General features: G+C 69.0%; 24 protein-coding genes. 14 read left to right on the plus strand and 10 right to left on the minus strand.

What is annotated here, in order from left to right:
• Positions 1 to 31: 31 nt before the first annotated feature.
• Positions 32 to 508 carry a rhodanese-like domain-containing protein gene (locus AC2YHA_RS09160; protein WP_487401237.1) on the plus strand — a complete coding sequence of 159 codons (477 nt, stop codon included), beginning with the start codon at positions 32 to 34 and terminating at the stop codon, positions 506 to 508.
• Between the two features lie 6 nt (positions 509 to 514).
• On the opposite strand, the gene AC2YHA_RS09165 is transcribed toward AC2YHA_RS09160, so the two are convergent.
• On the minus strand, positions 515 to 910 hold the full coding sequence (locus AC2YHA_RS09165; RefSeq protein ID WP_487401238.1) for a PAS domain-containing protein: 396 nt from the start codon (positions 908 to 910) through the stop codon (positions 515 to 517).
• A gap of 93 nt (positions 911 to 1,003) precedes the next feature.
• On the opposite strand from AC2YHA_RS09165, the gene purL reads away from it, so the two are divergent.
• From purL to bfr, 5 genes are all read left to right on the plus strand, one after another.
• Positions 1,004 to 3,223, plus strand: a complete 2,220-nt coding sequence (gene purL / locus AC2YHA_RS09170; protein WP_487401239.1) for a phosphoribosylformylglycinamidine synthase subunit PurL — start codon at positions 1,004 to 1,006, stop codon at positions 3,221 to 3,223.
• Positions 3,220 to 3,627 (plus strand): hypothetical protein, encoded by a 408-nt coding sequence (locus AC2YHA_RS09175; RefSeq protein ID WP_487401240.1) that lies wholly within the window; start codon positions 3,220 to 3,222, stop codon positions 3,625 to 3,627. Before purL ends, AC2YHA_RS09175 begins: the two co-directional genes overlap by 4 nt.
• Positions 3,628 to 3,648: 21 nt before the next feature.
• The gene (locus AC2YHA_RS09180) at positions 3,649 to 4,095 is read left to right on the plus strand and encodes a hypothetical protein (RefSeq protein WP_487401241.1); all 447 of its coding nucleotides are present in this window, start codon (positions 3,649 to 3,651) and stop codon (positions 4,093 to 4,095) included.
• 93 nt (positions 4,096 to 4,188) lie between these two features.
• Positions 4,189 to 4,359, plus strand: a complete 171-nt coding sequence (locus tag AC2YHA_RS09185) for a (2Fe-2S)-binding protein (RefSeq protein WP_233785682.1) — start codon at positions 4,189 to 4,191, stop codon at positions 4,357 to 4,359.
• 102 nt (positions 4,360 to 4,461) lie between these two features.
• Entirely contained in the window at positions 4,462 to 4,941 is a 480-nt protein-coding gene (gene bfr / locus AC2YHA_RS09190; protein ID WP_487401242.1) for a bacterioferritin, read from the plus strand.
• A 1,017-nt stretch (positions 4,942 to 5,958) separates the two neighbouring features.
• On the opposite strand, the gene AC2YHA_RS09195 is transcribed toward bfr, so the two are convergent.
• The 3 genes from AC2YHA_RS09195 to der all read right to left on the minus strand — a co-directional run bounded on the left by AC2YHA_RS09195 (position 5,959) and on the right by der (position 8,046).
• Positions 5,959 to 6,399: an Hpt domain-containing protein gene (locus tag AC2YHA_RS09195; RefSeq protein WP_487401243.1), complete on the minus strand. Its 441-nt coding sequence runs from the start codon at positions 6,397 to 6,399 to the stop codon at positions 5,959 to 5,961.
• A gap of 76 nt (positions 6,400 to 6,475) precedes the next feature.
• Positions 6,476 to 6,682 carry a sulfurtransferase TusA family protein gene (locus AC2YHA_RS09200; protein ID WP_233785679.1) on the minus strand — a complete coding sequence of 69 codons (207 nt, stop codon included), beginning with the start codon at positions 6,680 to 6,682 and terminating at the stop codon, positions 6,476 to 6,478.
• On the minus strand, positions 6,679 to 8,046 hold the full coding sequence (gene der, locus AC2YHA_RS09205; protein WP_487401244.1) for a ribosome biogenesis GTPase Der: 1,368 nt from the start codon (positions 8,044 to 8,046) through the stop codon (positions 6,679 to 6,681). The genes AC2YHA_RS09200 and der overlap by 4 nt, the downstream gene beginning before the upstream one ends.
• 145 nt (positions 8,047 to 8,191) lie before the next feature.
• Here der and AC2YHA_RS09210 point away from each other — a divergent pair, with 145 nt between their 5' ends.
• The 5 genes from AC2YHA_RS09210 (at position 8,192) to AC2YHA_RS09230 (ending at position 12,197) form a co-directional block, all read left to right on the plus strand.
• On the plus strand, positions 8,192 to 8,878 hold the full coding sequence (locus tag AC2YHA_RS09210; RefSeq protein WP_487401245.1) for a peptidylprolyl isomerase: 687 nt from the start codon (positions 8,192 to 8,194) through the stop codon (positions 8,876 to 8,878).
• Between the two features lie 26 nt (positions 8,879 to 8,904).
• Complete coding sequence (gene queA, locus AC2YHA_RS09215) at positions 8,905 to 9,930, plus strand: tRNA preQ1(34) S-adenosylmethionine ribosyltransferase-isomerase QueA (RefSeq protein ID WP_487401246.1); 1,026 nt, start codon at positions 8,905 to 8,907, stop codon at positions 9,928 to 9,930.
• A 13-nt stretch (positions 9,931 to 9,943) separates the two neighbouring features.
• Positions 9,944 to 10,450 carry an EF-hand domain-containing protein gene (locus AC2YHA_RS09220; RefSeq protein ID WP_487401247.1) on the plus strand — a complete coding sequence of 169 codons (507 nt, stop codon included), beginning with the start codon at positions 9,944 to 9,946 and terminating at the stop codon, positions 10,448 to 10,450.
• A gap of 138 nt (positions 10,451 to 10,588) precedes the next feature.
• The gene (locus AC2YHA_RS09225) at positions 10,589 to 11,548 is read left to right on the plus strand and encodes a cation diffusion facilitator family transporter (protein ID WP_487401248.1); all 960 of its coding nucleotides are present in this window, start codon (positions 10,589 to 10,591) and stop codon (positions 11,546 to 11,548) included.
• Positions 11,541 to 12,197, plus strand: coding sequence for an HAD hydrolase-like protein (locus tag AC2YHA_RS09230; protein ID WP_487401249.1), 657 nt, complete (start codon positions 11,541 to 11,543; stop codon positions 12,195 to 12,197). Before AC2YHA_RS09225 ends, AC2YHA_RS09230 begins: the two co-directional genes overlap by 8 nt.
• A gap of 3 nt (positions 12,198 to 12,200) precedes the next feature.
• On the opposite strand, the gene AC2YHA_RS09235 is transcribed toward AC2YHA_RS09230, so the two are convergent.
• Both AC2YHA_RS09235 and AC2YHA_RS09240 read right to left on the minus strand, forming a co-directional pair.
• Positions 12,201 to 12,815 (minus strand): cupin domain-containing protein, encoded by a 615-nt coding sequence (locus tag AC2YHA_RS09235; RefSeq protein ID WP_487401250.1) that lies wholly within the window; start codon positions 12,813 to 12,815, stop codon positions 12,201 to 12,203.
• 9 nt (positions 12,816 to 12,824) lie between these two features.
• Positions 12,825 to 12,989: a hypothetical protein gene (locus AC2YHA_RS09240; RefSeq protein ID WP_233785671.1), complete on the minus strand. Its 165-nt coding sequence runs from the start codon at positions 12,987 to 12,989 to the stop codon at positions 12,825 to 12,827.
• Positions 12,990 to 13,080: 91 nt separating this feature from the next.
• Between AC2YHA_RS09240 and tgt the strand changes: the two genes are divergently transcribed.
• From tgt to AC2YHA_RS09255, 3 genes are all read left to right on the plus strand, one after another.
• A complete protein-coding gene (gene tgt / locus AC2YHA_RS09245) occupies positions 13,081 to 14,217 on the plus strand; it encodes a tRNA guanosine(34) transglycosylase Tgt (RefSeq protein WP_487401251.1) in 1,137 nt (378 codons plus the stop codon).
• A 2-nt stretch (positions 14,218 to 14,219) separates the two neighbouring features.
• Positions 14,220 to 14,426: a hypothetical protein gene (locus AC2YHA_RS09250; protein ID WP_233785669.1), complete on the plus strand. Its 207-nt coding sequence runs from the start codon at positions 14,220 to 14,222 to the stop codon at positions 14,424 to 14,426.
• Between the two features lie 212 nt (positions 14,427 to 14,638).
• Positions 14,639 to 15,676 carry a cell wall hydrolase gene (locus AC2YHA_RS09255; protein ID WP_487401252.1) on the plus strand — a complete coding sequence of 346 codons (1,038 nt, stop codon included), beginning with the start codon at positions 14,639 to 14,641 and terminating at the stop codon, positions 15,674 to 15,676.
• A gap of 60 nt (positions 15,677 to 15,736) precedes the next feature.
• Here the strand turns inward: AC2YHA_RS09255 and AC2YHA_RS09260 are convergent, their stop codons facing one another.
• The 4 genes from AC2YHA_RS09260 to AC2YHA_RS09275 form a co-directional block, all read right to left on the minus strand.
• A complete protein-coding gene (locus AC2YHA_RS09260) occupies positions 15,737 to 16,063 on the minus strand; it encodes a hypothetical protein (protein ID WP_487401253.1) in 327 nt (108 codons plus the stop codon).
• 124 nt (positions 16,064 to 16,187) lie between these two features.
• Complete coding sequence (locus AC2YHA_RS09265; RefSeq protein WP_487401254.1) at positions 16,188 to 17,264, minus strand: M23 family metallopeptidase; 1,077 nt, start codon at positions 17,262 to 17,264, stop codon at positions 16,188 to 16,190.
• A 6-nt stretch (positions 17,265 to 17,270) separates the two neighbouring features.
• On the minus strand, positions 17,271 to 18,929 hold the full coding sequence (gene recN, locus AC2YHA_RS09270) for a DNA repair protein RecN (protein WP_487401255.1): 1,659 nt from the start codon (positions 18,927 to 18,929) through the stop codon (positions 17,271 to 17,273).
• Positions 18,930 to 18,966: 37 nt separating this feature from the next.
• Positions 18,967 to 19,833 (minus strand): outer membrane protein assembly factor BamD, encoded by an 867-nt coding sequence (locus tag AC2YHA_RS09275; RefSeq protein ID WP_233785665.1) that lies wholly within the window; start codon positions 19,831 to 19,833, stop codon positions 18,967 to 18,969.
• Positions 19,834 to 19,855: the final 22 nt, after the last annotated feature.

Raw genomic sequence — 19,855 nt, forward strand, 5'->3', positions numbered from 1 at the left:
CCTCCCCGGAGAACACGCTGAGGGGACAACGATGCCCTTGCTCCTGGTCGCCGCGCTGCTTGCCGCCGACACGCCGCCGCCCAATCCGCGAATCGACTATCCGGGCTTCCAGCGGCTCGCCGCGGACGTCGCGCCCAGGCGCGAACGCCGCCGCATCACCCTCGCCAGGTTCCAGGAGATGGCGCGCAGCGGAAAGGCAGTGATCCTCGACGCGCGGTCGGCGGACGCCTTCCGGCAGGGCCATATCGACGGTGCGGTCAACCTGCCGCTGACCGATTTCACCGCCGATGCGCTCGCCGCCGCGCTGCCCGACCGGACGCGGCCGATCCTGATCTACTGCAACAACAATTTCGCGAACGACCGCTCGCCGGTGCGGCTCAAGGCGCCGGCAGTCTCGCTCAACATCCAGACCTTCATCAATCTCGCCGCCTATGGCTATGCCAACGTTTACGAGCTCGGCGAGACGGTCGATTTCGACGATCCGGCGGTGCGGTGGGTCAAGGGATGAGGCGCTTTAACAGAGCCCGCCGATGAGGTGGGTGATGTCCTGCTTCTGGCCGTAGAGATGCGTCACGCGGCCGTTGCTGCACAGGGTATCCGCGGTGACGCGCATCCACCGCATGGTCCCGTCCAGGCGGTGGATCCTGGTCTCGAAGGTGAAGCTGCCACGACTGGCGATCGCCTCGCTGCGCAGCCGTTCGAGCAGTTCGCGCGATTCCTCGCAATACATCTCGACGATGTCGCGGCGATCGATCGGCGTGTCGCGCGGAATGCCGAACAGGTCGAACACGCTGCGGCTCCAGGTCAGCGAATCGTCCTTGAGGTCGCATTGCCACGCTCCCGGGAGCGGGGCCAGCAGCGGGATCGGCACGAACGTCGAAGGATCGGTGAGGATCAGCTGGAGCGACACGCCGCCATCCTATCCGAAAACCGGCTGACCGTCAGCATCCTTCGCACGACGACAAGGTGACGAACGCGCAGACGCCCGCTAAGGGCCTCCCGCATGACTGAAATCACGCCCGAGATCGTCGCCGAGCACGGCCTCTCCCCGGAGGAATATGAGCGCGTCCTGCACGCCATGGGCCGCGAGCCTAACCTGACCGAACTCGGCATCTTCAGCGTGATGTGGTCCGAGCATTGCTCGTACAAGTCGAGCCGCATCCACCTCGGCAAGCTCCCGACCACTGGCCCGCAAGTGATCCAGGGTCCCGGCGAGAATGCCGGCGTGGTCGACATCGGCGACGGCCAGGCGGCGATCTTCAAGATGGAGAGCCACAACCACCCGTCGTACATCGAACCCTATCAGGGCGCGGCGACGGGGGTCGGCGGCATCCTGCGCGACGTGTTCACCATGGGAGCCCGTCCCGTCGCCAACATGAACGCGCTGCGCTTCGGCCGGCCCGACCATCCCAAGATGCGCCACCTGATCGCGGGCGTGGTCCACGGCATCGGCGGCTACGGCAATTGCGTCGGCGTGCCGACGGTGGGCGGCGAGACCAACTTCCATGCCGCCTATGACGGCAACATCCTGGTCAACGCGATGACCGTGGGCGTCGCCCACACCGACAAGATCTTCTATTCGGCCGCCTCGGGCGTCGGCAATCCGATCGTCTACGTCGGCTCCAAGACCGGCCGCGACGGCATCCACGGCGCCACCATGGCCTCCGCCGACTTCAGCGAGGATTCGGAGGAGAAGCGCCCGACCGTCCAGGTCGGCGATCCCTTCACCGAGAAGCTGCTGATCGAGGCGTGCCTCGAGCTGATGGCCTCGGACGCGATCGTCGCGATCCAGGACATGGGCGCCGCCGGCCTCACCTCCTCCTCGGTCGAGATGGCGTCGAAGGGCGGTGTCGGCATCGAGCTCGTCATGGACGACGTGCCGCAGCGCGAGACCGGCATGACGCCCTACGAGATGATGCTCTCGGAGAGCCAGGAACGGATGCTGATGGTGCTGAAGCCCGGCCGCGAGGCCGAGGCGGAGGCGATCTTCCGCAAGTGGGAGCTCGACTTCGCGGTGATCGGACGCGTCACCGACACCGGGCGGATGGTGCTGAAGTGGCAGGGCGAGACCGTCGCCGATATCCCGCTCGGCCCGCTCGCCGACGAGGCGCCGAAGTACGACCGGCCGTGGGTGCGCACCCCCGCCCCCGCCCCGCTCGCCGACGCGCCGGAGACGACCGACATCGCCGGCGACCTCCTCAAGCTGATGGGCTCGCCCGACCTCGCCTCGCGCCGCTGGATCTGGGAGCAGTACGACCACATGGTCGGCGCCGACACGGTCCAGCGCCCCGGCGGCGATGCCGCGGTGGTCCGCGTCCATGGTACGCAGAAGGGCCTCGCGATCGCGACCGACTGTACCCCGCGCTACTGCTTCGCCGACCCGGTCGAGGGCGGCAAGCAGGCGATCGCCGAGACCTGGCGCAACCTCTGCGCGGTCGGCGCCAAGCCGCTGGCGGCAACCGACTGCATGAACTTCGGCAACCCGCAGCGGCCCGAGATCATGGGCCAGTTCGTCGGCTGCATCGAGGGCATGGCGGCCGCGTGCAGCGCGCTCGACTTCCCGATCGTGTCGGGCAACGTCAGCCTCTACAACGAGAGCAAGAAGGACGACGGCACCGGCACCGCGATCCTGCCGACGCCGGCGATCGGCGGCGTCGGCCTGCTGCCCGACTGGTCCAAGTCCGCGACGATCGCGTTCAAAGAGACCGGCGACGTCATCGTCCTGATCGGCGAGCGCAAGGGCCATCTCGGCCAGTCGCTGTGGCTGCGCGAGGTCCACGGCCGCGAGGAAGGCCCGCCACCGCCGGTCGACCTCGATGCCGAGCGCCGTAACGGCGCCTTCGTCCGCCACTGGATCGCCAACGGCGCGCTCACCGCGGTGCACGACGTCTCCGACGGAGGGCTTGCCGTTGCGATCGCCGAGATGGCGCTGGCGAGCGGCATCGGCGCCCATGTCCATGCGCCGCATCCGCTGGGCCTCGCCGGCAGCTACTTCGCCGAGGACCAGGGTCTCTACGTCGCCACGGTCGACGACCTCAAGCTCAACGACTTCCTCCTGGCCTCGGTGCGGGCCGGAGTGCCGGTCGAGCCGCTCGGCAAGACGATCGCCCATCGCCTGATCTTCGAGTGCCACGAAGGCGACCACGTCGTCGCGCTCGACGAGCTGCGCGCCGCGCATGAGGGCTTCTTCCCGACGCTGATGGGGAATACACTGGTGGCATGACCGCGGGCTATTCGGCCACGCCGCTGGCGCAGAAGCTGGGCTACAAGCCCGGCATGCGGGCGTGGTTCGACGGTATGCCCGAGACCGTGCTGGCAGAGATCGATCCCGAGGCGATCGGGGTCGATCCGCAGGTATCGCCCTCGGCGGGACTCGATGCGGCGCACATCTTCGTGACCGAGCGTGCCGAGCTGCAGCGCAAGGTGGCGGCACTGCGCCAGCTGCTCGCTCCGGCGGGCATGCTATGGGTCTCATGGCCCAAGCAGACGGCGAAGGTGCCGACCGACATCACCGAGGACGTGGTGCGCGAGGTCGCGCTGCCGACCGGGCTGGTCGACGTGAAGGTTTGCGCGATCGATCCGATCTGGTCAGGATTGAAGCTGGTGATCCGCAAGGAGCTGCGCTGACATCAGCAAGGGGGAGGAAGCATGGGGGACGTGATCGAAACAGGCGCGGCGAAGCGAATCGCCGCCGCGACCGCGGTTGCAGGAACGCTCGACATTCTGGCGGCGATCGGGCTCACGCTGTTCTACGGCGGCAAGGTCGACAGGATGCTGCGCTACGTCGCCTCGGGCCCCTTCCCGGGTGCGAAGGATTGGGGCGCAGGCGGAGCGGTGCTGGGCCTCGCCGTCCATTTCGCGCTGATGGCGGTCATGGCGGCCGTGTTCGTCCTCGCCGCCGACCGCATCGCGGCGCTCAAAGCCAGGCCGCTGCTGTGGGGTGTCGTCTACGGCCTCGCCACCTGGGCGGCGATGAACCTGGTGGTGGTGCCGCTCCGCTTCGGAACGATGCCGAGCGCCGCGGGCATCGCGACTCAGCTCTTCTGCCACATCGTCCTGGTCGGCGTGCCGATCGCCTACATCGCCCGACGCTGATCGGTTCGCGTCCGCTTTTGCAAATCGCATGCAATAGAGTTGCGAATCACTCGCAGTATCGCTAGATCGGGTGCTCCACACTGCGGGGTTCCGATGGTCGTCTGCGTCTGCAATGCAATTCGCGAGCGTGAGGTGAGGCAGGCGGCGCGGGAGGGCGCGGTGAGCGCCTGTCAGGCCTATCGTGCGCTGGGATGCCAGGCGAAATGCGGCCAGTGCGTGCCGTTCGCGCGAGCCATTATCGATCAGGAGCGCGCTGCTGCGTAGCATTCGCAGCCGCTGAAACCCGCAGAAATCCGCCATTTTTTGGGTGTTCGGCACGCCCGAACAGGTGTAGAATCCCGCCCGTCACGAAACGAAGGACGCGGCATGAAGGGCGACCCCAAGGTCATCGAATTTCTCAACGAGGCGCTCCGGAACGAGCTGACCGCGATCAACCAATATTGGCTGCACTATCGCCTGCTCGACAATTGGGGCGTCAAGAAGCTCGCCGAGTTCGAGCGACACGAATCGATCGACGAGATGAAGCACGCCGACGAGCTGGCGGAGCGCATCCTGTTCCTCGAAGGCCTGCCCAACTTCCAGCTGCTCGGCCGGCTGCGCATCGGCGAGACGGTCGAGGAAGTGCTGCGCGGCGACCTCGAGCTCGAGATCGAGGCGGTGGCACAGCTCAAGGGCGCGATCGAATATTGCGAGAGCGTGCGCGACTTCGTGAGCCGCGACCTGTTCGCCCGCATCCTCGGCAACGAGGAGGAGCATGTCGACACGCTCGAGACCCAGTTCGAGATGATCGAGCGGATGGGGCTGCAGAACTATATCCAGCTCAACGCCAAGAGCGAGGGCGATTAGGCTGTGACGGCGCGCTCCTCGCGGAGCGCGCCACGTCAATGAGTGACGGCCGGCGGGCGCCGGTCACGACGCCTCGAGACGGGCGCTGAAACCCGCAGAAATCCGTCGAAGGTCACGAAAGTCATAGGTAGACGAGGCCCGTCCGGATGAGGCCTTCCGGTGTCGGGCTCCCCCCGGAAATGTTGACTAAATTGACTCAGGTCATGTGTTTTGCAGGCCTTGTCTGGAACGCTGCAGGGACGCGATAGGATCGCGACGCGGACGCGCCAGGGGCGCGCCATAGACGCGGCACCGCCGCGACAAGGACGGCGCACGGACGCGACAGTGGCGCGGCACGGACGCGACATAAATGATCGACAGGATCAAAGAGCGGACCAGCGCTAGTGCGGCTCGGACCGGACGAGCCAAGCAGGCGAAATCCTACATTGCAAGCGACGTGCGGAGTACGCGGCTTCGCTGAAACGATGAGTTGGGCCAACATGCCAACTCGGACCTGCCTAAGCAGAACTCATCGGCGGCGCTCGTGCCACATGACGATGACTTCAACCAAGTTGCCGGCCTGGTCCCGATCGAATTGAGAAAACAGGCGCTGCTGAACGTTTGGCTCGTTTCCGAAGCGTCCGGTCACCTGATACGAACATTCCGGCGTGGTATACGTGTAGCCGCACGAAACCTCGGATATCCCCACTAATTCAGCGCTTTCTCCCGGCCTACGTGAAAGTCGTGCAAAGCTTTTGCTCACGACTGGCCAATGCGATCGCACGTAATGGTTGACCTCATCAGCGGTTGGTAATGCTGGGGCAGTGCATTCAATCGCGTGGGTGGTTGCGCAGCCCGAAAGAAATAGGACGAAAGCCAAAATCGATCGGACATGCATGCGTAACCCTTACGCTCACCCGCAATCATGCCAAGTCAATTTGTCCACTCGCTAGGTTCCAGCCGGAACCTCGATTACAGTCTCCGTGGAGATGTGGATGCCGGAACAAGTCCGGCATGACGATTTGATCCTAGCCTATCTTATTCCCGCTCGAACCCGCCCCCGGCCAGGATCGGCTTGCGGCCAAAGGTCGGGCGGCGTTCGACCAGCGGGTTGGTCTCGCGTTCGAGCAGCTCGAGCGTCTGCTGGAAGACGGGGCGCAGGCGGACGACATGCTCCAGCGCCTGCTGGGGCGCGTCGTGGCGCTCGACGCAGCCGCGGGCGATCACCTCGATCGTCTCGGCGAGCGTCGCCAGCACCTCGGCGCCGAACTGGTGCGATTCGCCTTTGAGGGTATGGGCGGGGAGCACCATCGCCGCGGCGTTGCCGGCGCGCATCGCCTCCTCGATCTGCGCGACCGATTTGGCGCCGTCCTCGCGGAAATAGCCGAGGATGCGCACGAAATTGGCGCCGAGCTCGGCGCGTGCCGCGGCGAAAACGGTCCAGTCGATCAGCGATTCGCCCATGTCAGCGAACGTCATTCCTGTGCCTCCGAAGCTCCTTCGGCCGAAAGAGCCACCGAGCGTCATAGCCGAGCGCGGTAAACAGGGTGTTGATTCAGCCGCTTGCCTCGACGCGGAAGCGCATTTCGCTGTCGGTCACCAACGCCCGTCCGGCAGCCGCGGCGACCGCGGCAAGCTCGCGCGGAGCGGCGGGATCGTCGGCGAGGATCGCCACCTCGGCCGTGCCATGCTCGCGCAGCGCCCGGGCGAGCCGGATCGCCGGCCACGGACAGCGCATTCCGCGCGCGTCGATCTCGATCATTCGCGGTCCCGGTCGAAGGGGTTCTTCGGCGCGCGCAGCGTGAGCCGCACCGGCACCGCGCCGAAATCGAACTCGCGGCGCAGGCCATTGACCAGATAGCGGCGATAGCTTTCGGGCAGCATGTCGACGCGGGTGCCGAACAGCACGAAGCTGGGGGGGCGCGTCTTCACCTGGGTCACGTAGCGCGCCTTGATCCGCTTGCCGCCTGGCGCGGGGGGCGGGTTGGCCTCGATCGCGCGTTCGAACCAGCGGTTGAGTTGGCCGGTCGACACGCGCCGCGACCAGGCCTCGCGCGTCTCGAACGCGACCTTGAGCAGCGTATCGATCCCCTTCCCGGTCGCGCCGGAGACGGTGAGCAGCGGCACGCCCTTCACCTGCGCCAGCCCCTCGTCGAGCGCGGCCTTGACGCCGTTGAACAGCTTGGAGGCGTCCTCGGCGACGTCCCATTTGTTGAGCGCGATGACCAGCGCACGCCCTTCCTGCAGCACGCGGTCGGCGATCTTGAGGTCCTGGACCTCGAGCCCCTTGGTCGCGTCGAGCAGCAGCACCACCACCTCGGCGAAATCGACCGCGCGCAGCGCGTCCATCACCGACAGCTTCTCGAGCTTGTCCTGCACCCGCGCCTTCTTGCGCATCCCGGCGGTGTCGATCAGGCGGACGGCACGCGTGCCGCCGGCGGGATCCGGCCATTGCCAGTCGATCGCGATCGAATCACGGGTGATGCCGGCTTCCGGCCCGGTGATCAGCCGATCCTGCCCGAGCATCCGGTTGATCAGCGTCGACTTGCCGGCATTTGGGCGGCCGACGATCGCCAGCTTGAGCGGCGCATCGGGGCTCTCGTCGTCCTCCGGCTCGTCCCCGGCTTCGCGGTCGATATAGGGCAGCAACGCCTCGAACAGGTCGGCGATGCCCTCGCCATGCTCGGCGGAAAGCTGCACGGGATCGCCGAAGCCGAGCGCCATCGCCTCGATCACGCCGCTTTCGCCGGCGCGGCCCTCGGCCTTGTTGGCGACCAGCACCACCGGCGTATCCGCGCTGCGCAGCCAGCGGGCGATCTCTTCGTCCAGCGGAACGATGCCGGCGCGCGCATCGACCATGAACAGCGCGACATCGGCATCCGCGACCGCGGCCTCGGTCTGCACGCGCATCCGGCCCGGCAGGGTCGCGGCATCCTCATCCTCGAAGCCGGCGGTGTCGACGACGCGGAAATCGAGCCCGAGCAGAGTCGCGTCGCCCTCTCGGCGGTCGCGGGTCACGCCCGGCTGGTCGTCGACCAGCGCCAGGCGCTTGCCGACGAGCCGGTTGAACAGCGTCGACTTGCCGACGTTGGGGCGGCCGATGATGGCGACGGTGGGGAGTGGCATCGGGCCTCCCTACCCGTTCGAATCGAGCTTGTCGAAGCTCCCCTCGATGCGAGCGGGCCATCGACATCGGGCTCCCCCTTCCAGACCGTTGCCCATTGCAGGCGCAGGCCGTAAACCGCCCGCCTACCGGGTTGGGGTTTCATCCATGCGTTTCCTGATTGCGTTCCTTGCCTTGTTCGCCGCGCTGCCCGCTTCGGCGCAGGTCATTCCGGTGCCGGGCCGCACCCCGGCGCCGCAGACGACGGACAAGGAGAACCTCTGGCTGCTCGACCTTTCGGACGGCGGCCGCGTGACAATCCTGCTGCGCCCGGACGTCGCGCCCAAGATGGTCGAGCGCATCAAGACGCTGACCCGCCGGCATTTCTACGACGGTCTCGCCTTCCACCGCGTGATCGAGGGCTTCATGGCCCAGGGCGGCGACCCTAAGGGCGACGGCACCGGCGGATCGGACCTTCCCGACCTGCCGAAGGAGTTCAACTATCTCCCCCACGTCCGCGGCGCCGTCTCCGCCGCGCGCGAGGGCGCGCCCGAAGGCGCGACGCAGGAGCAGAAGGACAAGGCGGAGAACAGCGCCAACAGCCAGTTCTTCATCATGTTCGTGCCGCGGCTGTCGCTCGACCAGAAATACACCGTGTTCGGCCGGGTGATCGAAGGGATGCAGTGGGTCGACCAGATCGAGCGCGGCGAGCCGCCGGCGAACCCGACGCGCATCCTCCACGCCTATATCGCTGCCGATAATCCTCCGGCCTACACGCCTGCGCCGCCGCCCGCGCCGCCGACGCTCGAGCCGGCGACGCTGCCGGGTGCCAAGCCCGCGCCAACGAAGCAGTAACCTCCCGTGACCAAGGGGGGTCGGCCATGAACGTCGATCTCTTCGATTTCGAGCTCCCGCCGGAGCGCATCGCCCTTCGTCCCGCCACCCCCCGCGATTCGGCGCGGATGCTGGTGGTGGACGACGCCGGCCTGCACGATCGCATCGTCCGCGAGCTGCCCGCGGCGCTGCGGCCGGGCGACCTGCTCGTGTTCAACGACACGCGGGTCATTCCCGCGCAGCTCGAGGGGCTGCGCGGCAATGCGCAGATCGGCGCGACGCTGCACAAGCGCGAGGGGCCGCGGCGCTGGCGTGCGTTCATCCGCAACGCCAAGCGGCTGCGCGACGGCGACATCGTCGATTTCGGCAAGGGCGTCGCGGCGATCGCCTCCGACCGGCAAGGCCGCGGCACCTTCGCGCTCGATTTCCTCGGCGACGAGCCGGTCGAGCTGCTGATCGAGCGGGCCGGGCGGATGCCGCTGCCGCCCTATATCGCCAGCCGCCGCCCCGCCGACGAGAAGGACGCGGACGACTATCAGACGATGTTCGCCAACGAGCCCGGCGCCGTCGCCGCGCCGACCGCCGCGCTGCACTTCACGCCGGAGCTGATGGCGGCGCTGGAGGCGGCGGGGATCGGGCACGCCACCCTCACCCTCCATGTCGGCGCCGGCACCTTCCTGCCGGTCAAGGTCGAGGACACCGACGCGCACGAGATGCACGCCGAATGGGGCCGGATCGACGCCGCCACCGCCGACCGGCTCAACGCGACGCGCGCGGCCGGCGGACGGGTGATCGCGGTCGGCACCACCAGTCTGCGCCTGGTCGAGAGCGCGGCCGGCCAGGACGGCATCGTGCGCCCGTTCGAGGGCGACACCGCGATCTTCATCACGCCCAGCTATCGCTTCCGCGGGATCGACGGGCTCGTCACCAACTTCCACCTGCCGCGCTCGACGCTGTTCATGCTGGTGTCGGCGCTGATGGGATTGGATCGCATGCAGGCGGCCTATGCCCATGCGATCGCCGGGGGATATCGTTTCTACAGCTACGGTGACGCCAGCCTGCTCCTGCCCTGAAAGGTCTCCCCCGATGCCGCTTGCCCTCGCTCTCCTCCTCGCCGCGCAGCAGACGCCGCAGGGCGACGTGCCGATCCAGGCTGCACCCTATCGTCCCGCCACCGCGACGGTCGTGGTCGAGCCGGTGGCGATGATGCTCGCCGGCTTCGACGCCGACGGCGACGGCCGCATCACCGAGGCGGAGGCGAGCGCGGGCGTGGCGCGGAGCTTCGAGACGGTCGCCAAGGGCGCCAAGGACATCGGCTACATCGCCTTCGCCGACTGGGCGGAGCATTGGCTCGGCGACCGCAACGCCGTGCCGAGCCCGTTCGAGGTCGACCGCGACGGCGACAACCGCATCACGCTCGACGAATTGCAGACCCGGATGAGCGCGATCTTCGCGCGGTTCGACGTCGACAAGGACCATGTGCTGACCCACAAGGAGCTACTGACGATCCGCGGCTCGGCCTTCGGCAGCGATCGGCCCTACGGCGAAGGCGGCAAGCGCCGCGGGCGCGGCGGGCGACCGCCGGAGAGGTAATCTCAGATCCTCCCCGGCACGGGGGCAAAGTGGAGCAAAGTGAACGAATGAAGCGCGACTCCCTTCACTTTCACGCCGCGCGCCCGAACGGCGATCGGTCCTAGTATCTCATGCCGCTTACCCGCTAAGCCTGGGCAAATGGGCGCGCACCACAACCATTCGCACGGGCATTCGCACGGAAACGGCCACGCGCACGGACATGGCCACAGTCACGCGCCGGCCAGCTTCGGCCACGCCTTTGCGATCGGCACCGCGCTCAACCTCGCCTTCGTCGTGGTCGAGGCGGCGTTCGGCATCGCCGCCGATTCGGTCGCGCTGCTCGCCGATGCCGGGCACAATCTCTCCGACGTGCTGGGGCTGCTGATCGCCTGGGGCGCGGCGGAGCTGTCAAAGCGGCCGGCGTCGAAGCGCTTCACCTACGGCCTCGGCGGCTCCTCGATCCTGGCGGCACTCGTCAATGCGACCCTGTTGTTCGTGGCGGTGGGCGCGATCGCCTGGGAAGCGACGCGGCGGCTCGGCGCGCCGCCGGTGGTCGATTCGCGCGCGCTGATCTGGGTCGCCGGCGCCGGCATCCTCGTCAACGGCGCGACCGCGCTGATGTTCGCGCGGGGGCGGCACGGCGACCTCAACATCAAGGGCGCCTTCCTCCACATGGCGGTCGACGCGCTGGTCTCGGCCGGTGTGGTCGTCGCCGGGGTGCTGATCGCCTTCACCGACCAATGGTGGATCGATCCGGTGGTGAGCCTGGTCGTGGTGGCGGTCATCCTGTGGAGTAGCTGGGGGCTGTTCCGCGATTCGCTCGGCATGGCGCTGCAGGCGGTGCCGCCGGGAATCGATTCGGATCGCGTCGCCGCGACGATCGCGGAATTGCCCGGCGTGGCACGTATCCACGATCTCCACATCTGGCCGATGAGCACCACCAAATCCGCGCTGACCGTGCATCTGGTGATGCCGGGCGGCCACCCGGGCGACGCCTTCCTCCACGACCTCCAGCACCGGCTCGAGCATGACTTCGGCATCGGCCATGCGACGGTGCAGATCGAGATCGACGACGGCAGCCCCTGCCACCTTCACAGCGAGCGGCTGGCGCATGGCTGACGCGGGGCACGGGGTGGCGATCAAGGCGGTCATCTTCGATTTCGACGGGACCCTCTCCAACAGCGGCGACTGGTTCCTGACCGTCGTCAACGACCTCGCACGCCGCTTCCGCTTCCGCGAGGTCGACGACGACGAGATCGAGATGCTGCGGCACCGCCCCTCGCGTGAGGTGATCGCCTATCTCGGCATCCCGCGTTGGAAGCTGCCGCTGATCTCGCGTCATGTCCGCCGGCTGGTGTCGCGCAACGTCGACCAGATCCCGCTGTTCCCCGGCACCGCGGACCTGCTCGCCGGCGTCGGCGCACTGGGCTTCCGCATGGGCCTCGTCACCTCCAACGCCGCCAACAACGCCCGCGCGATCCTCGGCCCGGACAATGCGGCGCGGATCGACGCCTGGGCGGCGGGCAGCTCGCTGTTCGGCAAGGCGCCCAAGTTCCGCCGCGTGCTCAAGCAGATGGGCCTCAGGCCCGAGGAAGCGATCTCGATCGGCGACGAGACTCGCGATGTCGATGCCGCGCGCGAGGTGGGGATGCGCACCGGCGCGGTGCTGTGGGGCTATGCCAGCGAGGACGCGCTCGCGGCGACCCGCCCGGACGTCCTATTCCGCACGCCCGACGATATCCTGCGCTATCTGGCGGCGCGGCGCTGACGCTCAGCCGAGGTGTACCGCCAGCCACACGGTCGGCGGTTCCTCGCTGGTGCGCGTCACCCAATGCTCCTGCCCCCGCTCGATCAGCAGATGGTCGCCGGGACGGAGCTCCACCTCGTCCGAGGTCTCGATCCGCATCGCTGCCTCGCCCTGGAGCAGCAGCACCCATTCGTCATGGTCCTGGCGCATCGGCGCATCGGCCGGCGTCGCCTGCCCGCGCGAGACGATCCGTTCGACGCGGATGCCCGGGCGCGCCAGCAGCTCGGTGAAGGCCTCGCTGCGCCTGGCCGCCGGCAGTTTGGCGAACAGGTTGGCGAGCCTGACCTTGAGTTTCGGCGGAGGCGGCGGGGGCGGCGGAGCCTTGGGCGCGGCCTTGCGCTTCAGGCCCTTGGTCGAGCCCTTCCAGTCGGCGACCATCGCGCCGCGCAGATACGCCTCGATCTCGTCGGCCGTGGCGGTGAGCGTCTTGTCCTTGAAGCCGAACACCGGCTTCCCGCCCGGATCGGTCAGGCCGTATTTCCCGAAGTCGCCGCCGCGCTTGCGCCGCCGCGACTTCTTGAGCCTGAGCCCGCGATGCCGCGCCATCTCGCGCAGCGCGTCGTCCTGTTCGCTCGCCATGGACCGATCTTAGGCGCCGCCGATCCCTTCCGTCACCTTGCCGGTGCCGTCGCATATCGGACAGGCCCGTCCGTCGACCTTGCCGGTGCCGTTGCAGCGGCGGCAGACATTCTCCCCAGTGCCGGGGGTGCCCGGCGCAGCCTCGTCGCCGGGATTGAGCGGTTGGTTGGGCATGGCTCTCTCCTCCCCGCCCGAACGCCCGAGCCCGCCCCCGCGGTTCCCCGCCGCTCGACAGCGCGCGGTTCAGGCGGCACTAGGCGCGATCATGGCTCCACGTTTCCAGTTCACCGTCCACGCCACCGACGGCCGCGCCCGCACCGGCGAGATCGCGATGCGGCGCGGTACGATCCGCACCCCCGCCTTCATGCCGGTCGGCACCGCCGCCACGGTCAAGGCGATGAAGCCCGCCGACGTGCGCGCGTCGGGCGCGGACATCATCCTCGGCAACACCTACCACCTGATGCTGCGCCCCGGCGCGGAGCGCGTGGCGAAGCTGGGCGGGCTGCACGACTTTATGGGCTGGGACCGGCCGATCTTGACCGATTCCGGCGGCTATCAGGTGATGAGCCTCGCCGAGCTCACCACCCGCAGCGAAGAAGGCGTCGCCTTCAAGTCGCACCTCGACGGGACCAGGCACCTGCTCAGCCCCGAGCGGTCGATCGAGATCCAGCGGCTGCTCGGCAGCTCGATCGTGATGGCGTTCGACGAGCTCGTCCCCACCACTTCGACGCGCGACGTGCAGGCGAAGGCGATGGAGCGATCGATGCGCTGGGCGAAGCGCAGCCGCGCCGCGTTCGACGCAGGAGGCGATCATGCCGAGAACAACGCCGTGTTCGGCATCCAGCAGGGCGCGCTGGACGAGGGGCTGCGCAGGGCCTCGGCCGAGGCGCTGACCGACATCGGCTTCGACGGCTATGCGGTCGGCGGCCTCGCCGTCGGCGAGGGGCAGGAGGCGATGTTCGGCGTGCTCGACTATGCGCCCGGCCAGCTTCCCGCCGACAGGCCCCGCTACCTGATGGGCGTCGGCAAGCCCGACGACATCGTCGGCGCGGTCGAGCGCGGCATCGACATGTTCGACTGCGTGCTGCCGACCCGCAGCGGGCGCACCGGCCAGGCCTTTACCCGATCGGGCCCGATCAACATCCGCAACGCCCGCTTCGCCGAGGATCTGGGCCCGCTCGATCCCCAGTGCGCCTGCCCCGTCTGCCATGGCTGGAGCCGCGCCTATCTCCACCATCTGGTGCGTGCCGGCGAAATTCTTGGCGCGATGCTGATGACCGAGCACAACCTCTTCTTCTATCAGGCGTTGATGGCGGACCTGCGCGCGGCGATCGCAGAGACGCGCCTGGGTGCATTTGCCAATGCCTTCCGCGCGCAATATCGCGGAGGAAAGGGAGAGTGAGCGTGGCCGACAACGACGACGAACAGCAGAACGAGATCCTCGCCGCCGCCAAGGACGCCAAGGCGCGCAAGGAGCGCGCGCGGTCGGGCGACAACAAGGGCAATGCCTGGACGATCGGCGCGATCGGGCTGGGCGTCGGCATCGGATCGGCGGCGGTCGCGGCCGCGGTGCTCTACGCCGGGCGCAATCGCGGCAAGCGGCGGGACTGAGGACATCAAGCTCCTCCCCGGCACGGGGAGGGGGACCGCCGACTGAAGGTCGGTGGTGGAGGGGGCCCACCGCACCGGACTCCGCCGCCGAGGGTCCCCCTCCACCAAGCCGCTACGCGTCTTGGTCCCTCTCCCCGTGCCGGGGAGGATTTCAGAAATTACGTTAACCATCAATCGTTTCGCGGCGGGACAGGCCGAAATCGGCCCGCGCCGTGGCGTGCGCAATCGGCTATGCCGCGCGCGTGATCGAGCGATGGCTATCCGGACAAAGGGCACGCGGGACGCTGGCGGCGGTGCTGGTATCGCTCGCCGGCGCCGGCTTTTCCGCGCACGCTGGGCTGACCAGCGGCGATCAGGGCGCGATCCCGAGCGCAGCGCGGCCGGCCGGCTATGAGGCCGACGATCATTTCCCCGGCGCCGCACTGCTCTACGCGAACGAGGACGATGTGGCGGCGGCGAGCGAGACCGCCGCGCCGGTCGCCGGCGTCACCGGCACCACCGCGCTGCCCGACCTGCCAGTGCCGGCGAACGCGGTCGCCGACGCCTCGATCCGCCCGGCCGCGCCGTTCGTGCTCAAGGGCACGCCTGCCGATCAGGCGCGCGCGCTGCAATGCCTTACCACCGCCATCTACTACGAAGCGGCGAACGAGCCCGACGACGGCCAGGCGGCGGTCGCCCAGGTCGTCCTCAACCGCGTGCGCCATCCGGCGTTCCCGAACAGCGTGTGCGGCGTGGTCTATCAGGGATCGGAGCGTAGCGGCTGCCAGTTCAGCTTCGCCTGCGATGGGGCGATGGCGCGCGTGCCGATGCGTGCTGCCTGGGAGCGGGCACGGCGCGTAGCGGCACTGGCGCTCGCAGGCCGCGTCTTCGCGCCGGTCGGCCTCGCGACCCATTATCATACCTATGCGGTGCGCCCGGCGTGGCAGCGCAGCCTGGTGATGACCGGCGCGTTCGGGGCGCATTTCTTCCATCGCTGGAAGGGCTGGTGGGGCACGCCGGCCGCGTTCAGCCAGGCCTATTCCGGGTATGAGCCGGCGGCGGCTCCGCATCCAAGGACCGAGGCGGCGCCGGTCGCGTTCCCGACGCCGGTGATCGCGGCGGTCGTGCCGACCTCGCTCCCGGCCAAATCGGCTACCGCAGCCGCGGCACCGCCCGTGCAGAGCGGCGACGTGCTGCCGCAATATGCCGCGGCCGGCAGCGACTCGCAGATTCTCGACAAATGGAAGGATTCGGGAAAGCCGCTGCACTGACCCGCGCATGAAAAACCCCGCCGGTCGCCGGCGGGGTTCTTCGTTGCCGCAGCCGTCCGCTTACCAGCGGTGGTTGCGGTCGTGCTTCTGATAGCGGATCCGCGCCGACAGCGCGTCGAAGCGGCGGTCGAGGTCGCGGCGCTCGCCAAGGCTCAGCCCGTTGACGCGATAGCGCGCCTCGAGCCTGGTCAGCGCGCGGAAGTCGCTGCGCAGCCGGGCCGCCTCCGGCCGGGTCAGTGCGCCGGAGCGGACGCCCTGGTTGATCCGCGCCTCGAGCCGGGCCTGGCGGGCGTTGATGCTCTGCCACGCCTGCGCGTTGGCGACGGTGGGAACGGCGACCGCCGCGGCAAGGCTGAGGCCGGCGACGATCCTGGTGATCCAGTTCATGATACGAACTCCTCTTTTTCGTCCGACGGATCGGACGAGCAGGGGTATCGGATGCGCCTGTCGCCGAGATGTGACGGCAATGCCGGAAATGTGTCGCAGACGATGCCAGCGCGATCGGGTTCGTTCATCTGTCCGGGAAGCGCACCACCGCATTGGCCGGCGGGAAAGCGACCGCGGCCGGCGTCCGCGGCTGCCAGCGCTCACCCGCTGCGAAGGCGGCGATCGAGGCATAGCCGCCGATCCATTGCGCATCGGCGAGGCGGTAGGGCCGCCCCTCCGCCGCCAGCGGCGCATTCGCGTCGGCGAGATGGAAGTGCAGATGCGGCCCGGTGGTCTGGCCGGTATAGCCCAGCGCGCCGATCACGTCGCCGCGCCGCACGCGCTGCCCCGACCGCACCGGCGCGCCGTGCTTCAGATGCTCGTAGAAGGCGATGCGCCCGCCGCCGATGTCGAGCGCGACGTAATTGCCCGTAGCATCTCCGATCGATGGACGCGCGAACGGACGGAGCGCGGCCGGATCGGGAACATCGTCGCGCACGGCAACCACGGTGCCGTCGGCCACCGCGAGCACCAGGGCGCCATAGCCGCGCCAATCCTGGAGCCGCGCTTCGTCGCGGCCGGCGTCATCGAGGCTGAACCAGTCGATCGCGAAGCGGCCGGGGAGACGGGCGGTGCCGTCGACGGCATAGAAGACGCGGCGATGGCCCCGCTCCATTGCCGGATCGTAGATGGCGACCCATGGACCGCCCCGCAGCGGCGGTCCGAGTTCCGGAAGCGGCGTGCGGTCCACTGTGACCGCCGGCAGATCGAGCGTCCTGGCCGCTCCGGCGGTCGTGAAGGTCAGGCGGTGCCGCAGCGTCCGCGGCGCAACGGCTGCCGACACGTTCAAATAGAGCGTAGCTCGGGCGCCGGGAGTGATCGTCGTCACTCCTTCGCTCGGCGCCGAACCGGTCCGGCCGATCGCTGCGGCCAGAGCGTCGCCCGCGAGATCGGCGATCACGCGCTCGCCGTCGCGCACCTCGACCCGCGTGAGCGTCACCGGTGCGGCGGCGAAGCTGGTCAGCGCCAGCTCGTAGACCAGCATCGTCCGATCCCCGATCGCGACCGGCTGCGGCGCAACCGCGATGCGCGCATCGAAGCTCTGGCTCACGTCCGCGCCGCCCGCTCCGATCAGCAGCGCGAGCGGGGCGAAGCGCAGCATCCGCCGCTACGCCGCCAGCAGACGCTCGGCCTGGGCGCGGGCCTCGTCGGTGATCTCAGCGCCGGAGAGCATCCGCGCGATCTCCTCGCGGCGCTCCGCCGGATCGAGCGGCGTGACGCCGGTGCGGGTGACGGTGCCGTCATGGCTCTTGGCGATCAGCAGGTGGCGGTCGCCGCGCGCGGCGACTTGAGGGCTGTGCGTCACCACCAGCACCTGCGCGCTTTCGGCGAGACGCGCGAGCCGCTCGCCGATCGCGCTCGCCACCGCGCCGCCGACGCCGCGATCGATCTCGTCGAAGACCAGCGTGCGCGCGCCGCCTTCCTCGGCGAGCGCGACCTTGAGCGCGAGGATGAAGCGCGACAGCTCGCCGCCGCTGGCGATGCGGACCAGCGGACCGAACGGCGCACCGGGGTTGGTCGAGACCAGGAACTCGACGCGGTCGGCGCCGTGTGCGCCCCATTGCTCGCGCGGCAACGGCTCGACGGCGGTGCGGAAGCGCGCAGCGTCGAGCTTCAGCGGGGCGAGCTCGGTCATCACCGCCGCATCGAGGCGCTCGGCAGCGGCGATACGGGCGGCGGAAAGGGCCTGGGACGCCTCCTCATAGACCTTCGCCTTCTCGGCCAGCGCGGCTTCGAGCGCGGCGATCCCCTGCCCCCCGTTTTCCAGCCGCGCGAGGCGTCCCGCCAGCTCCTCGGCGAGCGCGGCAAGATCGTCGGGCTGGACGCGATGCTTGCGGGCGAGCGCGCGCAGGTCGAACAGCCGCGCCTCGTCGGCTTCGAGCGCTGCCGGATCGAACGCCAGCGCCTCGGCAGCGGCATCGACCGAAGCCTGGGCAGCATCGCCCTCCGCCAACGCGCGGTCGATCGCGGCGAGCGCCTCGGCAAGCGCGGGATGAGCCTCGCCGATGCGGTCGAGGATGCGCCCGGCCTGGCGGAGACGGGCAAGCGCGCCGTCCGAATCGTCGAGCAGCGCCGCGATCGCCGCGAGCTCGCCCGCGACTTTCTCCCCCCGCTGCATCGCCGCGCGACGCTCGGCCAGCGTCGCTTCCTCGCCGGGCTCGGGCGCGAAGCTCTGGAGTTCGGCGACCGCATGTTCGAGCCATTCGCGATCGGCCTCCGCCGCGTCCTGCTCGGCGCGGGCGACGGCGAGCGCGTCCTCCGCCTCGCGCCAGGCGTGGTAGGCGACCGCGAGCGGGCCGCTGTCGCAGCGCCCGAATGCGTCGAGCAATGCGCGGTGGCCGCGCGAGTTGAGCAGGCCGCGGTCGTCGTGCTGGCCGTGGATCTCGACGAGGTGGCCGCCGAGCTCGCGCAGCAGGCCCGCCGACGCCGGCTGATCGTTGACGAAGGCGCGGCTGCCGCCGTCGGCCTTGAGGATGCGGCGGATGATGAGCGGCTCGCCCGGCTCCAGCTCGAGCCCGTTCTGCGCCATCAGCGAGGCGATCGCTCCGTCGGGCGGCAACTCGAAGGTGGCGGCAACGCTCGCCTGCTGCGCGCCGTGGCGGACCAGCCCGCTGTCGGCCCGCGCGCCCAGGGCCAGCCCCAGCGCATCGAGCAGGATCGACTTGCCCGCCCCGGTCTCTCCGGTGAGCACGCCGAGCCCCGGCGCGAAATCGAGGTCGAGCGCCTCGATCAGCACGACGTCCCTTATGGCCAGCGCGGTCAGCATCGCCCCTGCTCTGCCATGACCGCGGCCCGGGTGGAAGTCAGCGCGGGCGGCGCTTGCCCCGACCGCCGTTCTCTTCGCTCTGCGGTGTGGTCTGCTGCACGTCGGTTCCTTCCGGCGCCGCGGTGCTCGGCGGGTGCTCCTGGATCAGCTTGTAGGCGTGCTCGTACCAGTCGGTGCCGGGATAGTTGGCGCCGAGCACCGCCGCCGATTTCTGCGCCTCGTCGTGCAGGCCGAGCGCGAGATAGGTCTCGGTCAGCCGCATCAGCGCCTCCGGCGCATGGGTGGTGGCCTGATACTGGTCGATCACCGCGCGGAAGCGCATCGACGCCGCCAGCCACTGACCGCGCGCTTCGTAGAAGCGGCCGATCTCCATCTCCTTGCCGGCGAGGTGATCGCGCACCAGATCGACCTTGAGCCGCGCATCGGCGGCGTAGCGGGTGTTGGGATAGCGACGCATGAGCTCGCCCAACGCGTCGAGCGCCTGCTGCGAGATCTTCTGGTCGCGCGTCACGTCATTGATCTGCTCGTAATAGCTGAGCGCGATCAGATAATAGGCATAGGGCGCGTCGCGGTTGCCGGGGTGGACCGACAGGAAGCGCTGCGCCGACTGGATCGCCTGGGTATAGTCGCGGGCGAGGTAATAGCTGAACGCGCCCATCAGCTGCGCGCGGCGGGCCCAGATCGAATAGGGATGCTGACGTTCGACCTCGTCGAACAGCGCGGCGGCGAGCTTATAGTCGTGCCGGTCGAGCCGGTCCTTCGCCGCCGAATAGAGCGTGCCGACGTCGCGGGCGACATAGGGCAGGTCGCCACGCCCCCCTCCCCGGCGCGCGCAGCCGGCGGTGGCGATGACGCTGAGACTGACGAGCGCGAGTGCGGCGGCGCGGAACTTCGAAATACGCATGGGCCGGCTGTGTAGCCCAGCG

This window comes from Sphingomonas sp. SRI_018 (assembly GCF_057586275.1).

What these genes read in the sequence shown, in the direction of transcription:
- AC2YHA_RS09160 (WP_487401237.1), top strand. Translation starts at nt 32, where the DNA reads ATGCCCTTGCTCCTGGTCGCCGCGCTGCTTGCCGCCGACACGCCGCCG.
- purL (WP_487401239.1), top strand. Translation starts at nt 1,004, where the DNA reads ATGACTGAAATCACGCCCGAGATCGTCGCCGAGCACGGCCTCTCCCCG.
- AC2YHA_RS09175 (WP_487401240.1), top strand. Translation starts at nt 3,220, where the DNA reads ATGACCGCGGGCTATTCGGCCACGCCGCTGGCGCAGAAGCTGGGCTAC.
- AC2YHA_RS09180 (WP_487401241.1), top strand. Translation starts at nt 3,649, where the DNA reads ATGGGGGACGTGATCGAAACAGGCGCGGCGAAGCGAATCGCCGCCGCG.
- AC2YHA_RS09185 (WP_233785682.1), top strand. Translation starts at nt 4,189, where the DNA reads ATGGTCGTCTGCGTCTGCAATGCAATTCGCGAGCGTGAGGTGAGGCAG.
- bfr (WP_487401242.1), top strand. Translation starts at nt 4,462, where the DNA reads ATGAAGGGCGACCCCAAGGTCATCGAATTTCTCAACGAGGCGCTCCGG.
- AC2YHA_RS09195 (WP_487401243.1), bottom strand. Translation starts at nt 6,399, where the DNA reads ATGACGTTCGCTGACATGGGCGAATCGCTGATCGACTGGACCGTTTTC.
- AC2YHA_RS09200 (WP_233785679.1), bottom strand. Translation starts at nt 6,682, where the DNA reads ATGATCGAGATCGACGCGCGCGGAATGCGCTGTCCGTGGCCGGCGATC.
- der (WP_487401244.1), bottom strand. Translation starts at nt 8,046, where the DNA reads ATGCCACTCCCCACCGTCGCCATCATCGGCCGCCCCAACGTCGGCAAG.
- AC2YHA_RS09210 (WP_487401245.1), top strand. Translation starts at nt 8,192, where the DNA reads ATGCGTTTCCTGATTGCGTTCCTTGCCTTGTTCGCCGCGCTGCCCGCT.
- queA (WP_487401246.1), top strand. Translation starts at nt 8,905, where the DNA reads ATGAACGTCGATCTCTTCGATTTCGAGCTCCCGCCGGAGCGCATCGCC.
- AC2YHA_RS09220 (WP_487401247.1), top strand. Translation starts at nt 9,944, where the DNA reads ATGCCGCTTGCCCTCGCTCTCCTCCTCGCCGCGCAGCAGACGCCGCAG.
- AC2YHA_RS09225 (WP_487401248.1), top strand. Translation starts at nt 10,589, where the DNA reads ATGGGCGCGCACCACAACCATTCGCACGGGCATTCGCACGGAAACGGC.
- AC2YHA_RS09230 (WP_487401249.1), top strand. Translation starts at nt 11,541, where the DNA reads ATGGCTGACGCGGGGCACGGGGTGGCGATCAAGGCGGTCATCTTCGAT.
- AC2YHA_RS09235 (WP_487401250.1), bottom strand. Translation starts at nt 12,815, where the DNA reads ATGGCGAGCGAACAGGACGACGCGCTGCGCGAGATGGCGCGGCATCGC.
- AC2YHA_RS09240 (WP_233785671.1), bottom strand. Translation starts at nt 12,989, where the DNA reads ATGCCCAACCAACCGCTCAATCCCGGCGACGAGGCTGCGCCGGGCACC.
- tgt (WP_487401251.1), top strand. Translation starts at nt 13,081, where the DNA reads ATGGCTCCACGTTTCCAGTTCACCGTCCACGCCACCGACGGCCGCGCC.
- AC2YHA_RS09260 (WP_487401253.1), bottom strand. Translation starts at nt 16,063, where the DNA reads ATGAACTGGATCACCAGGATCGTCGCCGGCCTCAGCCTTGCCGCGGCG.
- AC2YHA_RS09265 (WP_487401254.1), bottom strand. Translation starts at nt 17,264, where the DNA reads ATGCTGCGCTTCGCCCCGCTCGCGCTGCTGATCGGAGCGGGCGGCGCG.
- recN (WP_487401255.1), bottom strand. Translation starts at nt 18,929, where the DNA reads ATGCTGACCGCGCTGGCCATAAGGGACGTCGTGCTGATCGAGGCGCTC.
- AC2YHA_RS09275 (WP_233785665.1), bottom strand. Translation starts at nt 19,833, where the DNA reads ATGCGTATTTCGAAGTTCCGCGCCGCCGCACTCGCGCTCGTCAGTCTC.